The organism is Mesorhizobium sp. M0772 (genome assembly GCF_040320135.1).
Taxonomy (GTDB): Bacteria; Pseudomonadota; Alphaproteobacteria; order Rhizobiales; family Rhizobiaceae; genus Mesorhizobium.
The window spans coordinates 116,489-130,572 of the sequence record NZ_JAMYPB010000003.1; the positions used below are offsets into that span (position 1 = coordinate 116,489).

The 14,084-nt window shown below is 62.4% G+C and carries 13 protein-coding genes; 4 read left to right on the forward strand and 9 right to left on the reverse strand.

Annotated elements, in window-relative coordinates; all coding sequences use genetic code 11:
* Positions 1-3: 3 nt before the first annotated feature.
* The 6 genes from NKI06_RS03175 to NKI06_RS03200 form a co-directional block, all read right to left on the reverse strand.
* Positions 4-942, reverse strand: a complete 939-nt coding sequence (locus NKI06_RS03175; RefSeq protein ID WP_023725700.1) for a lysophospholipid acyltransferase family protein — start codon at positions 940-942, stop codon at positions 4-6.
* A gap of 85 nt (positions 943-1,027) precedes the next feature.
* Positions 1,028-3,001, reverse strand: coding sequence for a threonine--tRNA ligase (gene thrS, locus NKI06_RS03180; protein WP_352984010.1), 1,974 nt, complete (start codon positions 2,999-3,001; stop codon positions 1,028-1,030).
* Between the two features lie 222 nt (positions 3,002-3,223).
* The gene (locus NKI06_RS03185; RefSeq protein ID WP_023825667.1) at positions 3,224-4,987 is read right to left on the reverse strand and encodes an adenylate/guanylate cyclase domain-containing protein; all 1,764 of its coding nucleotides are present in this window, start codon (positions 4,985-4,987) and stop codon (positions 3,224-3,226) included.
* Positions 4,988-5,121: 134 nt separating this feature from the next.
* Entirely contained in the window at positions 5,122-5,937 is an 816-nt protein-coding gene (blaOXA, locus tag NKI06_RS03190) for a class D beta-lactamase (protein WP_352984012.1), read from the reverse strand.
* A gap of 161 nt (positions 5,938-6,098) precedes the next feature.
* Positions 6,099-6,464: a membrane protein insertion efficiency factor YidD gene (gene yidD / locus NKI06_RS03195; protein ID WP_352984015.1), complete on the reverse strand. Its 366-nt coding sequence runs from the start codon at positions 6,462-6,464 to the stop codon at positions 6,099-6,101.
* Positions 6,465-6,587: 123 nt separating this feature from the next.
* On the reverse strand, positions 6,588-6,746 hold the full coding sequence (locus NKI06_RS03200; protein WP_023667618.1) for a hypothetical protein: 159 nt from the start codon (positions 6,744-6,746) through the stop codon (positions 6,588-6,590).
* Positions 6,747-6,839: 93 nt separating this feature from the next.
* Between NKI06_RS03200 and NKI06_RS03205 the strand changes: the two genes are divergently transcribed.
* The gene (locus NKI06_RS03205) at positions 6,840-7,757 is read left to right on the forward strand and encodes a LysR substrate-binding domain-containing protein (protein WP_352984017.1); all 918 of its coding nucleotides are present in this window, start codon (positions 6,840-6,842) and stop codon (positions 7,755-7,757) included.
* Between the two features lie 87 nt (positions 7,758-7,844).
* On the opposite strand, the gene NKI06_RS03210 is transcribed toward NKI06_RS03205, so the two are convergent.
* The gene (locus NKI06_RS03210) at positions 7,845-8,291 is read right to left on the reverse strand and encodes an iron-sulfur cluster assembly scaffold protein (protein ID WP_023821420.1); all 447 of its coding nucleotides are present in this window, start codon (positions 8,289-8,291) and stop codon (positions 7,845-7,847) included.
* A 241-nt stretch (positions 8,292-8,532) separates the two neighbouring features.
* Here NKI06_RS03210 and folE point away from each other — a divergent pair, with 241 nt between their 5' ends.
* The 3 genes from folE (at position 8,533) to NKI06_RS03225 (ending at position 10,718) form a co-directional block, all read left to right on the forward strand.
* Positions 8,533-9,168, forward strand: a complete 636-nt coding sequence (gene folE, locus NKI06_RS03215; RefSeq protein ID WP_023667622.1) for a GTP cyclohydrolase I FolE — start codon at positions 8,533-8,535, stop codon at positions 9,166-9,168.
* 35 nt (positions 9,169-9,203) lie between these two features.
* Positions 9,204-9,662 carry a phosphoribosyl-AMP cyclohydrolase gene (hisI, locus tag NKI06_RS03220; protein ID WP_023695458.1) on the forward strand — a complete coding sequence of 153 codons (459 nt, stop codon included), beginning with the start codon at positions 9,204-9,206 and terminating at the stop codon, positions 9,660-9,662.
* An 84-nt stretch (positions 9,663-9,746) separates the two neighbouring features.
* Positions 9,747-10,718 (forward strand): patatin family protein, encoded by a 972-nt coding sequence (locus tag NKI06_RS03225; protein WP_023667624.1) that lies wholly within the window; start codon positions 9,747-9,749, stop codon positions 10,716-10,718.
* Positions 10,719-10,733: 15 nt separating this feature from the next.
* Here the strand turns inward: NKI06_RS03225 and recJ are convergent, their stop codons facing one another.
* A complete protein-coding gene (recJ, locus tag NKI06_RS03230) occupies positions 10,734-12,518 on the reverse strand; it encodes a single-stranded-DNA-specific exonuclease RecJ (RefSeq protein WP_352984020.1) in 1,785 nt (594 codons plus the stop codon).
* A gap of 249 nt (positions 12,519-12,767) precedes the next feature.
* Positions 12,768-14,081 carry a homoserine dehydrogenase gene (locus tag NKI06_RS03235; RefSeq protein ID WP_023815393.1) on the reverse strand — a complete coding sequence of 438 codons (1,314 nt, stop codon included), beginning with the start codon at positions 14,079-14,081 and terminating at the stop codon, positions 12,768-12,770.
* Between the last annotated feature and the right edge of the window lie 3 nt (positions 14,082-14,084).

Below are 14,084 nucleotides of genomic sequence, written 5' to 3' on the forward strand. Positions count from 1 at the left end.
CTCTCAGGCTGCCTTGCGCATACGGCGCGGCAGGAAGTGGACGCGGCTGCGCGGTGCGTCGGGCGCCAGATCGAAGACGCCGCGATGAAGGCGATCAAGCAAGGTCTTGCGGTCGCGCAGCGGCTCCAGCTCATCCCAGCGCAGTACGTTGCCGACGCGAACGTCGATCGCTTTGCCGGACAGCCGCGCGAATTCGCGGATGAGCATTGAAAGGCGCAACGTCAGCGACGCCTTGCCGACGAATTTCGCCAGCCTTCCTTCGCGCTCCCCCATGTTCATCGGGCCGCTGACCAGATGGAACAGCCGGCCGTTCTGCCCGGAAAAATGCATCGGCACCACCGACGCCTTGGCGTCCTGCACGAGGCGCGCCGGAAACATCTTCCACGGCAGATCGCGCGCCCGGCCAAAGCCTCTCGGCGCGGTGGCGACGCCGCCGGCCGGAAATACCACTATGGTGACGCCCTCTTTCAACAGCCGCACTGCCTCGTGGCGCACCGCCATGTTGTTCTTCACCGCGTCCTTGGTCTCGGAAAAGTCGATCGGCAGCGAGTACGGTTCCATTTCGCGGACCTTCAGCAGATCCTTGTGGATCATGACGCGGAACGGACGCCCGAGCTGCTCGACCAGCGAAAGCACTGCAATGCCGTCGCCAATGCCGAACGGGTGGTTGGCGACGATCACCAGCGGCGTGTCCGGCAGCCCCGCCGGCGGCCACCGATCGGTGCTGCGCACCTTGACGTCGATCAGCTCCAGCATGCGGCTGAACACCCGCTCGCCCGTCGGCGCCACCTGACGGCGCCAGAAATCGTAGAGCGCGGCATACCGGTCACGCCCCGAGAGGCCTTCAATGGAATGGATGAACCAGCGCGTCAGCGCCGGCTGGCTCGCATTGGCGTAGGAGAGTTCGGGAAACGGTCTTTCCCGTATCTTCAGCTTGAGCATGGGGGCTCGTTACAAGGTTCGCGTGACAGGCATGTGAAAATGGCGGTGGATCGCTCCACCGCCATTTCTACGAAACATTGTTTGCTCAGGCCGCGCTTCGCCTGCGGTCGGGCGAAATAGCCTCGTCAGAAAGCAGCTTCAGCGCCTCCGCCAGCTTGAGCGATTCCTGATCGCGCGAGCCGAGCCGGCGGATGTTGACCGTCTCCTCCTCCGCCTCGCGCTTGCCGCATACGAGGATCACAGGAACCTTGGCCAGCGAATGCTCACGCACCTTGTAGTTGATCTTCTCGTTGCGCAGATCCGGTTCGGCCAAAAGTCCTGCCGCCTTCAACTGTGCGACGACCTTTCGCGCATAGTCGTCAGCATCCGAGGTGATCGTCGCCACAACCACCTGCAGCGGCGCGAACCACAGCGGGAAATGACCGGAATAATGCTCGATCAGGATGCCGAGAAAGCGTTCCATCGAACCGCAGATGGCGCGATGCACCATCACCGGCTGCTTCTTTTCCGAATCCGAACCGATGTAGAAGGCGCCAAAGCGTTCCGGCAGATTGAAGTCGACCTGCGTGGTGCCGCACTGCCATTCGCGGCCGATGGCGTCCTTCAGCACATATTCGAATTTCGGCCCGTAGAAAGCGCCCTCGCCCGGATTGATCGAGGTCTTGATGCGGTTTCCCGAGCGCGTCCTGATTGTATCCAGCACGTTGCCCATGATCGCCTCGGCATGATCCCAGGCCTCGTCGGTGCCGACGCGCTTATCCGGCCGCGTCGACAGCTTCACGCTGACATCGTCGAAGCCGAAATCGGCGTAGGTCGACAGGATCAGATCGTTGATGCGCAGGCACTCCGCGGCCAGCTGCTCCTCGGTGCAGAAGATATGCGCATCGTCCTGCGTGAAGCCGCGCACGCGCATCAGCCCGTGCAAGGCGCCGGACGGTTCGTAACGATGCACATTGCCGAATTCCGCAAGCTTTACGGGCAGATCTCGATAGGATTTCAACCCATGCTTGAAGATCTGCACGTGGCCCGGACAATTCATCGGCTTCAGCGCGAACACGCGGTCGTCGTCGGTGTCGTCGCCGGCCACCGTCACCTTGAACATGGCATCGCGATACCAGCCCCAGTGGCCCGACGTCTCCCACAGGCTCTTGTCGAGAACCTGCGGTGCGTTGACCTCCTGGTAGCCTTGCTCGTCGAGGCGACGGCGCATGTAGTTGACCAGATTCTGGAACATCTTCCAGCCCTTGGCGTGCCAGAAGACGACGCCCGGCCCCTCTTCCTGGAAATGGAACAGGTCCATCTCGCGGCCGAGTTTGCGGTGGTCGCGCTTCTCTGCCTCTTCCAGCATCGTCTGGTAGGCATCGAGTTCAGCCTGCTCGGCCCAGGCCGTGCCGTAGATGCGGGTCAGCATCGGGTTGTTCGAATCGCCACGCCAATAGGCGCCGGCCACCTTCATCAGCTTGAAGGCGTTGCCGATCTGCCCGGTGGAGGCCATGTGTGGGCCGCGGCAGAGGTCGAACCAGTCACCCTGGGAATAGATCTTGAGATCCTGGTCTTCGGGAATGGCGTCGATCAGTTCGAACTTGTAGCGCTCGCCCTTCTCGGCAAAGACCTTTTTCGCCTTGTCGCGCGACCAGACTTCCTTGGTGAACGGCTTGTTACGCGCAATGATCTCGCGCATCTTCTTTTCGATCACCGGGAAATCGTCAGGCGTGAACGGCTCGTTGCGGGCGAAGTCGTAATAGAATCCGTTCTCGATCACCGGCCCGATGGTCACTTGCGTTCCCGGCCACAGTTCCTGCACGGCCTCCGCCAGCACGTGTGCTGCATCATGACGGATGAGTTCCAGCGCGCGCGGATCGCTGCGGGTGATGATCTCGACCTTGCCGGACTTGCCAAGCGGGTCGGAAAGATCGCGAACGGTGCCGTCGATGGCATAGGCGACAGCCTTCTTGGCCAGCGACTTCGAGATCGATTCGGCGAGGCCCGCACCGGTCATCGCCGCGTCATAGTCGCGGACGGAGCCATCGGGAAATGTCAGGGAAACGGAATTCAGCATCGGGTATCTCCTATCCAGTCCCGCAAACGAGCGCGGGTGGTCGTGGTGTGAAGCCGGAGGCATCCGGCAGCGGGCGGGTTTTAGAGGCAGCACGGTGTGAGGTAAAGAGCGCTGGTAGTGTGTCAGTTTGAATTCCAGTTGGAACGTTGCCATTGGCCTCCCCGATCGGAACGACCAAGGACCGCCACTTTGCAGCCGTTCAAGGCTAGCGCGAGCTTTCACTCACTCGCGCAGGCCTGCCTTGCGCAAGTTCTCGCGAAGATGTTCCAAGTCACCTGAGTTCTTGTATGGCGCCATGTCCGAGGTCGTTCTCATCGTGATTGTGGCTCGCGGCTCCAGCTGCAAAATGTGCTCGATGACCTGCTGCGCTTCGTCTTCGCTCCCTAAAGCCGCGTAGCTCGCTGCCAGGTATAAGTGTTGGTATACGGTGTCGAGGGTTCGTAGACCTTCCAACGCCGCGATCGCTTCACGATATCTGCGAACGTCGTAGTAAATCTGGCCAATCTGTAGGATGTACCACTCGGGGTAGTGAGGGTTGAGACGCATGGCTTTTTGCGCCGTCTCAAGGCCTTCCTGTGCCCTCCCACAATAGCTTAGGCAGGAACCGTAATCCAACAGCACGTCGGCGTCATTTGGATTAAGCTCAAGGGCGCGTTGATACTCAACGATAGCGCGTTCGTATTGTCCGCAAAATAGGCAGTGCCCTGCGAGCGCATAGTGCCCCCATGCCTCGGCGTCGTCCCGTTCGATCGCCAAATTGGCGTATTTCAGGCCACATGCCAGTGAAGCCTCGGGATTCGCGCTCCAACCGTCGCTTGCGTCGATCATGTGCGTCCAAGCGAGCTTGGCAAACGCCTTTCCGAACTTCGGATCGAGTTCGCCTGCCTTCTCAAAGAGTTCCCGAGCACGCAAGTTGTCTTGTTTTGTGTAGCGGTTGAGAGACTCCATGCCGCGCACGAAATAGTCCAGCGCCTCAAAATTCCGCGTCCCCGCGACTTCCGGGCGCTCTTGCCACGCCTTTAACAGTCGGCCTCCGTACGCTGTGGCTAAACTGCCGATTATTCTTTCAGTGACATCGTCCTGCACGGCAAAGATGTCCTCGATGCCTCGGTCGTAGCGCTCTGCCCAAAGGTGCCGCCCAGTCTTGCCGTCAATGAGCTGGGCGGTAATCCGGACCCGGTCCTTCGACCTCTGTACACTGCCCTCCAAGATATAGCGGGCACCCAGCTCTCGGCTGGCATCCTGTATCTTCGTGGCTTTGCCCTTGTAAGCAAACGTCGAATTACTGGCGATGACGGAAAGATCGCGAAACCGAGACAATCCGGTGATGACGTTCTCTGTGATCCCATCCGCAAAGTAGTCCTGCTGACGGTCGTCGCTCATATTGACGAACGGCAGCAAAGCGATGGATGGCTTATCAGCAAGCGACGCCGGCGAAGTGGGCGCCGCTTCGGGACCGTCGAGGCGCACCGCATAAGCTCGCACGGGGCGTTCAATATTTTTAAGTATCTGCTCACCAATGTCGTCGAATTGCAGTTCAAGCCGGTTTCCGAGGTGATCTCGCACCGTGCCCGAAACCATAACACCTCCAACAGGAGCGATGCCTTCGAGCCTTGTCGCCACGTTCACGCCGTCACCCAACAGATCGTCATCCTCGACGATTACGTCACCGAGGTTGATCCCAACGCGGAATTGTATTCTTCGGTCCTCGGACAGTTTTGCGCTGCGACCCGACATGGCACGCTGCATGGCAACGGCACAAGCCACGGCGTTCACGACACTTGGAAACTCGGCGAGGATGCCGTCGCCAGTCGTTTTGAAGATGCGACCTTGGTGCTCGGCCATATTTGGGTCGATAAGGTGGGCCCGTATCTCCTTCAGATCGGCAAGTGTGCCGGCCTCGTCGCTGCCCATCAGGCGCGTATACCCCACCACGTCAGCGGCCAGAATTGCGGCAAGACGGCGTTGGACGCGTCCTTCGGTCATGTGGTGCATTGCTTTCAAGAGCAACAGGACCGGGATTGTAAGGGCGACGGTCGACAGAGTCCACGAGCCGGAACGTCGACTGATACATTTCCGCAGCGGTCATTGGCACAGCCGCCGGGATTTGTCGCGGCAACTCACTTCACCAGTTGCGGCAAATCCCTCAGGAACGCCCCGCGGGTCGCCGGGCCCTTCGGTGTGTCGATCGGTTTGGTATCGACGACCAGCCGGGCGAAGACGATCCGCCGGCCGCCCTTTTCGGCCCAGCCGACGAACCAGCCCAGCGAGCGCTTGTCGTTGCTGTTTCCCAGCCTGGTGCTGCCGGTCTTGCCCTGCACCGTCCAGCCGTCGGCCTGGAAACTCGGCAGGATGGCTCGGGTCATCTCATGTGCCTTGGCAGAAACCGGCATCTTGCCGGCGAGCAGCCGGCGCAGGAAGGCTGTCTGTTCGACCGGCGATATCTCAAGCGAGGAATTTATCCAGGATTGCGTGAGCCCGTTGTCCTTGTCGGCATCGCCCGAGACATCCATGTTGCCGTAGCCGAATTTCGAGACGTAGAGGGCAAAGCTTTTTGCGCCGAGCCGGCGCATGATCTCGCGCGAATACCATACGATCGAGTCGCGCTCCCAGATCGTCGGGTCGACGGCCTTGTGGTCGCGCTTCACGGCGTTGAACTCAGGCTTGTAATCCCAGCTCGGTGTATGCGCGTCGCTGAGGACACCGCTGTCGTAGCCGATCAGCGCCAGCGGCACCTTGAAGGTCGATGCCGGGCTGACGCGTTGGTCGCAGACGCCATTCTGGTAGAGCGTCTCGCCGCTCGCCGCGTCCTGGATAAGCGTACAGGCGACATCGCCAAGCGGCGCCGATTGCGCCCGCATCGGAAATCCCAAAAACCAGGCCAGCAGGAACAGGATCGCGGCAATGATGAAGGGATGGGTTTCGATCCGGCGCATGCGAGCTCTCTCCTGGGGAATGACCAGGAGCCGCTTAGCGAACTGTCTTGGCTCGATTTTGACTCAAATGCGCAGTCTTTGTGCAGCCCGTTGTTAACCCTACCGGATCGTAAAGAAATACGGCCTCGGCGATATGGGATGAGGCTGCTCTGGCGCTGCCGTCAGGCCTCGCGCTTCCTGCCGATCTGCCAGTAACGCCATGGCATGAACCAGACGTAGCGCGGGGCGAGCACCTCCGGCACGCGGTCGATGCCATGCGTACCGAACGGACCGCAGCGCAGCACGCGAAACAGCCCCATCCAGCCGCCGGCCCACAGGCCGTGGCGGGCGATCGCCTCATGCGCGTATTCGGAACAGGTCGGCAGATGCCGGCAGGAATTGCCGACAAATCCGGACAGCGTCAGTTGATAGAGGCGCACCAGCGACGTGCCGAAAATGCGGCCGGGTGTTTTGCGCCAGGGACTGGGCCAGTTGCGCCCGCGCCGGGTCCGTCCGGCGGCATGCACATGCCGATGCTGGTCGCCCACCGCAGTCTCTTTCCGAACGCGACCCGAAACCGGCTTCCGAGTCAGCTTGCGTTTCCAAACCGATAGATGTGAGCTTCGGCCGGCAAACGCAATCCTCTTCACTCACTCGCCTCTTTGTCGGCTTCAGGGTCGCGAGCGGCGAAAGGGATGCCGCTCCGCTGGAGCCGCCCAGCGGGTGGCCGGCCTTTGCTCGGTGCGCTGCACATGATGCTGCCTGTCGCCACGCCATTGAAACGTCGCGATCCGCATCACATCGCCAAAGATTTCCAGAAACTGGATCATGTCCGTGTCTCCTCTAAGAGCGGATTAGACGCCCACTGGCCTTCGCCTTCAAACGAGTATAATTTCCGTTTCGGATAACTCTGGGTTATGCGAATGAAGCGCGGACGGCTGCCACTGACGGCCTTGCGAAGTTTCGAGGCAGCCGGCCGGCAATTGAGCTTTAGCCGGGCCGCCGAGGAGCTGTTCGTCTCGCAGGCCGCCATCAGCCGGCAGATCCGCGAACTCGAGCAGTTCCTGCACCAGCCCTTGTTCCGCCGTCATCACCGCCGCGTCGAGCTGACCGAGGCCGGCCAGCGCCTGCTCGATCAGTTGGTCAGGAGTTTCGACGACATCGACAGGCTGCTTTCGGACCTGGTGGCGGCCCCGGCACAGTCGGTGGTTCGCGTCAGTGTCGAGCCGTCGCTGGCCTCTGTGTGGCTGTTGCCGCGGCTCAACCGGTTCAGCCAGTTGCGGCCTGATATCGACGTTTCCCTCGAGGTCGACCCAAGGCCGATCGAGTTCCGCAGCGATCAGCCTGAACTCGCCCTGCGCTTCAGCGCGCGCGCCACCTCATGGCCGCGCAGCGAGGCCGAATGGCTCGCCTCGACCGTCGATTCGCCGGTCCTGTCGCCGGCATTGCTGGCATCAGGCCCTACCCTCGAAAAGCCGCTCGACCTTGCCCGCTACACGCTGCTGCACGAGGAAAACCGCCAGGGCTGGGCGCGCTGGTTCGAGGCCGCCGGCGTCGCTGCCGACGCCATTCCGGCGCGCGGCCCGATGCTGGCGGATGTGTCGCTGTCGAAGCAGGCGGCCCTGCTCGGCCACGGCGTGGCACTGGGCGACCTGTTGCAGATCGGCGAGGAGATTGCATCCGGCGCGCTGATCAAGCCGTTCGACATCGATGTCGCATCCGGCGCCTACTGGCTGGTCGCCAGGAGTTTGAAGGACCTGGCGGAGCCGGCCATGGCCTTCGCCGACTGGGTGAGAAGCGAATTTGCCGAAAGCAGACGGGCGCAGCAAACCAAGGCATGAGCCCGGTTACGTGAGAAGCTCCTCGACGTGTTCAGCGCCCAATTTTGACAATTCACCGGCTGTTGGAGGAGCCGTCATGTACCAACATCACGCCGCTTGTTCGGCGCGTTTCTTCTCGATCTGACCGATGGCATCGACGACCGCATCGAAGGTCAGCATGGTCGAGGCATGGCGCGCCTTGTAGTCGCGCACCGGCTCCAGATATCTCAGATCGGCAAAGCGGCCTTGCGGCGGCGCGCCGTTTTCCTTGAGCATCTTCAGCATGGTGTCGCGCACCGCCCGCAATTCGTCGGCGCTGGCGCCGATGACATGTTGAGCCATGATCGAGGACGAGGCCTGGCCGAGGGCGCAGGCCTTCACGTCATGCGCGAAATCGGTGACGACGCCATTGTCCATCTTGAGGTCGATGGTCACCGTCGAGCCGCACAATTTGGAATGGGCCTTGGCCGTCGCATCCGGATGATCGAGCCGGCCGATGCGGGCGATGTTTCCGGCAAAACCCAGAATTTTCGCATTGTAGACGTCGTCAATCATATTTTTCCAATCCGTCGCCGCCAAGCGAACAGCGATTGCCGTTGTAGCGTCTTTCATTCGCTGCGTACGACCATATATAATGGTGGCAGTCGGGTATCGACAAGGCAACGCAAAGCCATCGTCCTTGCCCATTTCGTTCACGCCGCTTGCGGGCTGGAAACCGGGCGAGTTTTCAGCACCCGAAAGGTCGTGGTCCGTTCAACTCGTTCCTCCTGAGAGAGGAACTACGGGAGACGCCTTTATGGATGCCGTCATCAAGAAAATAATGCCCCCTTCCGACTATCTGGACAAGCCGGTCACCGACAGGCCGAGCGAAGCCGAGGTCGAGGCCGCCGTGCGCACGCTGTTGCGCTGGACCGGCGACAATCCGGACCGCGAGGGCCTGATCGACACGCCCAAGCGCGTCACCAAGGCCTTTCTCGAAATGTTCAACGGCTATGACATGTGCCCGGCCGAAGAGCTCGGCCGCACTTTCGAGGAAGTCGCCGGCTATGACGATCTCGTCATCGTCAGGGACATCCAGTTCCACTCGCATTGCGAGCACCACATGGTGCCGATCATCGGCAAGGCGCATGTCGGCTACCTCCCGGACGGCAAGGTCGTCGGCCTGTCCAAGATTGCCCGTGTGGTCGATATCTTCGCCCATCGCCTGCAGACCCAGGAGGCCATGACCGCACAGATCGCCGGCGTCATCCAGGACGTGCTCAATCCGCGCGGTGTCGCCGTCATGATCGAGGCCGAGCATATGTGCATGGCCATGCGCGGCATCCGCAAGCAGGGCTCCACCACGCTGACCTCGACCTTCACCGGCGTGTTCAAGGACACGCCCGAGGAACAGGTCCGTTTCGTCACCATGGTGCGCGGCCTCGGGGCGTAAGCCCCTCGCCGGCATCGCTAGATCAAGGACCGGCGATGTCGGCACTAACATTTCCCAAGGCTCCATCAGACAAGAAGGCTCTCGAAGAAGGCGCGGTGTTTTCCCCGCGCTTCGATGCTGCCGGGCTGGTCACCGTCGTCGTTACCGACGCCGCTGACGGTATGCTGCTGATGGTCGCGCATATGAATGCCGAGGCGCTGGCGCTGACGCTCGAAACCGGCATCGCGCACTACTGGTCGCGCTCGCGCAGCACGCTGTGGAAGAAGGGCGAAACATCAGGCAATTTTCAGACCGTCGTCGAGATGCTCACGGATTGTGACCAGGACGCCATATGGTTGCGCGTCAAAGTGTTGGGCCACGACGCAACTTGTCACACCGGCCGGCGTTCATGTTTTTATCGGACGGTGGGGCTAATCGGCGGCAAGGCAACGCTTGCCGACGATGGCAGCACGCCGCTGTTCGATGCGGAAAAAACGTATCGGAAGCCCGCGTGAACCATTCAACAGTCGCAAACCACTCATATTCACTATTCTCAAACGTCCTTCCTGTAGAACGGACGCGGGACAAGGGAGATCATGATGCTCGAGTGGGCGTCATTGCGTAGCAGACCGGACGTGCGGGAGGCCAATGGCCCCTCATCGTCCGGCGGGGTGCCTGACCCGCAACCCGCGGGCAAGACAGGCATTTCGCTCGCGCTGGGCGGCGGCTGCGCACGCGGCTGGGCGCACATTGGCGTGCTGCGCGCGCTCGACGAAGCCGGCATCGAAGTCTCGATGATCGCCGGCACCTCGATCGGCGCGCTGGTTGGCGGCTGCTATCTCGCCGGCAAGCTGGACGAACTCGAGGAGTTCGCCCGCAGCCTGACCAAGCGGCGCATCTTCGGCCTGCTCGACCTCAATCTGCGCGGCAGCGGCCTGTTCGGCGGCATGAAACTGGACGTCAGGCTGCGCGAGCACATGGCAGGCATCCGCTTCGAGGATCTGACGAAACCCTTCGTGGCCGTTGGCGCCGAAATTCGCACCGGCCATGAGATCTGGCTGTCCAGCGGTTCGCTGATCACCGCGATGCGGGCTTCCTATGCGCTGCCCGGCGTGTTCGAACCTGTGAATTGCAACGGCCGCATTCTGGTCGACGGCGCGCTGGTCAACCCGGTTCCGGTTTCGGTCTGCCGCGCCTACGAGCAGCCGCTGGTCGTCGCGGTCAACCTTCACTACGATCTGTTCGGCCGCGCCGCCGTCATCAAGCACAGCGCCGGCGAACTGCTCATCGAGAAGGACGCGCCCCGGCCAGGCCAGGCCAGCCCCGACCACCAGCCGCACCAGAGCCGTCTCGGCATCACCGGCGTCATGGTCGAAGCCTTCAACATCATCCAGGACCGGATTTCACGCGCAAGGCTGGCGGGCGACCCGCCCGACATGTCGCTGCAACCGAAACTCAGCCATATCGGCTTGACCGAATTCCACCGCGCGGATGAGGCGATCAGCGTCGGTTACCAGGCGACGATGGCGCAGATCAGCGAGTTGAAGCGGCTGCAGACGGTTCTCGCTTAAACCAATTCGGCAATGTCAGGCTTTGGCCGCATCGGTGATGCGGAACTGCACCGTACGGTTGCCGTTCCAATAATTCCCCGACAGCGAGCCGGCGACATGGATCGTGTTGCCCCTGTTCTTGAACAGGAATTCGCCCAGCGCGGTATCGACGGATCGAAAGGCGATGCCCTGGATGCGGCCGCCGCTTTCCGACTGCAGATCAGCCCGGATGTGGTTGGTGCCGACGGCCCGCGCGTCGGCCAGCCGATGGCGCGGCAGCGCGAACACCGGCGCGACATGGCCGGCGCCGAAAGGCCCGGCCTTTTCCAGCGCATCGAGCAAAGCAACCGTCGCGCCCTCGGCGGCGAGCGCGCCGTCGACGGCCAGACTTTCTTCGTCCTGCAGCCGGAACACTTCGGCCGCCGCGCGCTCCTCGAAGAAAGCACGGAGTTCGCCGAGCTTGCCGCGTTCTACCGTGATGCCGGCGGCCATGCCGTGGCCGCCGCCCTTGACGATCAGCCCGGCATCGGCGGCTGCGCGCACCAGCCGTCCGAGATCGAAGCCCGACACCGAACGGCCAGAGCCGGTGCCGATGCCATTGGCGTTGAAGGCGATGGCGAAGGCCGGCCGCCGCGCATGGTCCTTCAGCCGCGAGGCGATCAAGCCGACAATGCCGGGATGCCAATTGGTGCTGGCGGTGAGGATGATGGCCGGCCCGTTGCCGCCGGCAAGTTCGGCGGCAGCCTCGGCGCGCGCCGCTGCCAGCATCTCCAGCTCCATCTGCTGGCGTTCCTGGTTGAGCCGGTCGAGTGTCTCGGCAATGGTCCCGGCTTCAACCGGATCGTCGGTGGCGAGCAGCCGGCTGCCGAGTGCCGCATCGCCGATGCGGCCGCCGGCATTGATGCGCGGCCCAATCAGATAGGCGAGATGAAAGGTGCTTATCGGCTCACCGATGCGGGACACCCGCGCCAGTGCGGCGAGCCCCTCATTCTTCTGCTGCCGCGCCATCTGTAGTCCCTTGACGACGAAAGCGCGGTTCACGCCGATGAGCGGCACCACATCGCAAACCGTGGCCAGCGCCGCCAGGTCGAGCAACGACAACAGGTCCGGTGGCGATGCGTCGGGCAATCGGCTGCGCAGGACCCTCGCCGTCTGCACCAGAGTGAGGAAGACGACACCGGCGGCGCACAGATGGCCTTGCCCGGAAAGGTCGTCCTCGCGATTGGGATTGACGACTGCGGTCGCCTCCGGCAGCGGGCCGCCGACCTGATGGTGGTCGAGCACCACCACATCGGCGCCTGCGGCCTTGGCGGCATCGATGGAGACAGCGCTGTTGGTGCCGCAATCGACGGTGACGATCAGCGTCGCGCCGCGCGAGACCAGTTCGCGCATAGCCTCCGGATTGGGGCCGTAGCCCTCGAAGATGCGGTCGGGAATGTAGATCTCCGAAGGCACCGAGAAATGTGTCAGGAAGCGCTTGAGCAACGCCGAAGAGGCGGCGCCGTCGACATCGTAGTCGCCGAAGATTGCCACCTTCTCCTTGGCCATGACCGCTTCGGCGATGCGGGTCGCAGCCTTGCCCATGTCGGTCAGCGAAGCCGGATCCGGCAACAGATTGCGGATCGTCGGATCGAGGAAGCGCTCGGCCTGGTCCGCGGTGACGCCCCGCCCGGCGAGCACGCGCGCCACAATGTCGGGCACGCCGTGGCCCTGCGCTATGGCCAGCGCAGTCATGTCCTGCCGCTCGCTCAACCGGTGTTCCCAGGAAACACCGGTCGCCGACTGCCTGACATCGAGGAAGAAGCGTTTGTCGCCCGTCATAGGGAGCGTAGTCTACAGATTGTCATTTCCGGCAATATGCGACGGCTAAACAGGAAAGTCTCAACTTTTCCACCTCCTGGTGACGCGCCTTGATCTCGCGGCTCACGCCTCCGCCAGAACCCGATGATGATTGGTGGGTTCGACCTGAAATCTCAATCCGGCTCCAAATCAAAGAGATAGAGCATTATGGCGTCCGAAACCACTTTTCAGCAGCAGCATCAATCGGTTAAAGGAGAAAAATGACTTGGCCTAGCCCGCACGCTCGATGCGGATAACCTGCGGCTTGTCTGTGAGGTGGCCGTCCTTGGTGATGCCGTCGACAGCCTTGCGCACCGCTGCTTCCGTCGTCTCGTGGGTGACCAGGATCACCGTCTTTTGCGCGTCGGTCTCACCGCTGACGGCATGCTGGACGATCGATTCCAGCGAAATGTCGTTGTCGGCCATGCGCTTGGCGATCGCGGCAAAGACGCCGATGCGATCATGCACGGTCAGTCGGATGAAATAGCCGCCGGCATGGCTGCGCATCTGCGCCTTCTTGTAGGGCCGCAGTTCCTTGGCCGGCAGGCCGAACACCGGACCGTGCTGGAAGCCCGGCCGGCTCTTGGCAATGTCGGCGATATCGCCGACCACGGCGGACGCGGTGGCGTTGCCGCCGGCGCCGGGGCCGGAGAGCAGCAGCTCGCCCAGAATGTCGGTTTCGATGGCCACCGCATTGGTCACGCCATGCACCTGTGCGATCACCGACGCGGTCGGCACCATGGTCGGGTGCACGCGCTGCTCGATGCCGCTGTCGGTGCGCTGCGCGACACCGAGCAGTTTTATCCGGTAGCCGAGATCGGCGGCAGCGCGGATATCGGCCTGGCTGATATTGGAAATGCCTTCCATGTAGATGTCGTTGGCGGCGATCTTGGTGCCGAAGGCCAGGCTGGTCAGGATCGACAATTTATGCGCCGTGTCATGGCCCTCGATATCGAAAGTCGGATCGGCTTCGGCGTAGCCCAGCCGTTGCGCGTCCTTCAGGCACTCGTCGAAGGAGATGCCCTCGGCCTCCATGCGGGTCAGGATGTAGTTGCAGGTGCCGTTCAGGATGCCGAAGACGCGGGTGACCGAATTGCCGGCCATCGCCTCGCGCATCGTCTTGATGACCGGGATGCCGCCGGCAACTGCCGCCTCGTAGTTGAGCAGCACGCCCTTCTTCTCGGCGATTTCGGCAAGCGCCACGCCGTGCTTGGCCAACAGCGCCTTGTTGGCGGTGACGACGTGGCGCCCAGCCTCAAGTGCTGCCTTGACCGACGAACGCGCCGGGCCTTCATCGCCGCCGATCAACTCGACAAAGACGTCGATGTCGGCGGTCTGCGCCATCTTCACCGGATCATCGAACCATTTGGCGGCGCTGAGGTCGACGCCACGGTCGCGCTTGGCATTGCGAGCCGAAACAGCGGTGACGATGACATCGCGTCCGCACTGGCGCGTCAGCTCCGCTGCCTTGTCGCGCAGCACGCGCGCCACCGAGGCGCCAACCGTACCCAGACCCGCAATTCCAACACGCAACGCTTCAGCCATGCC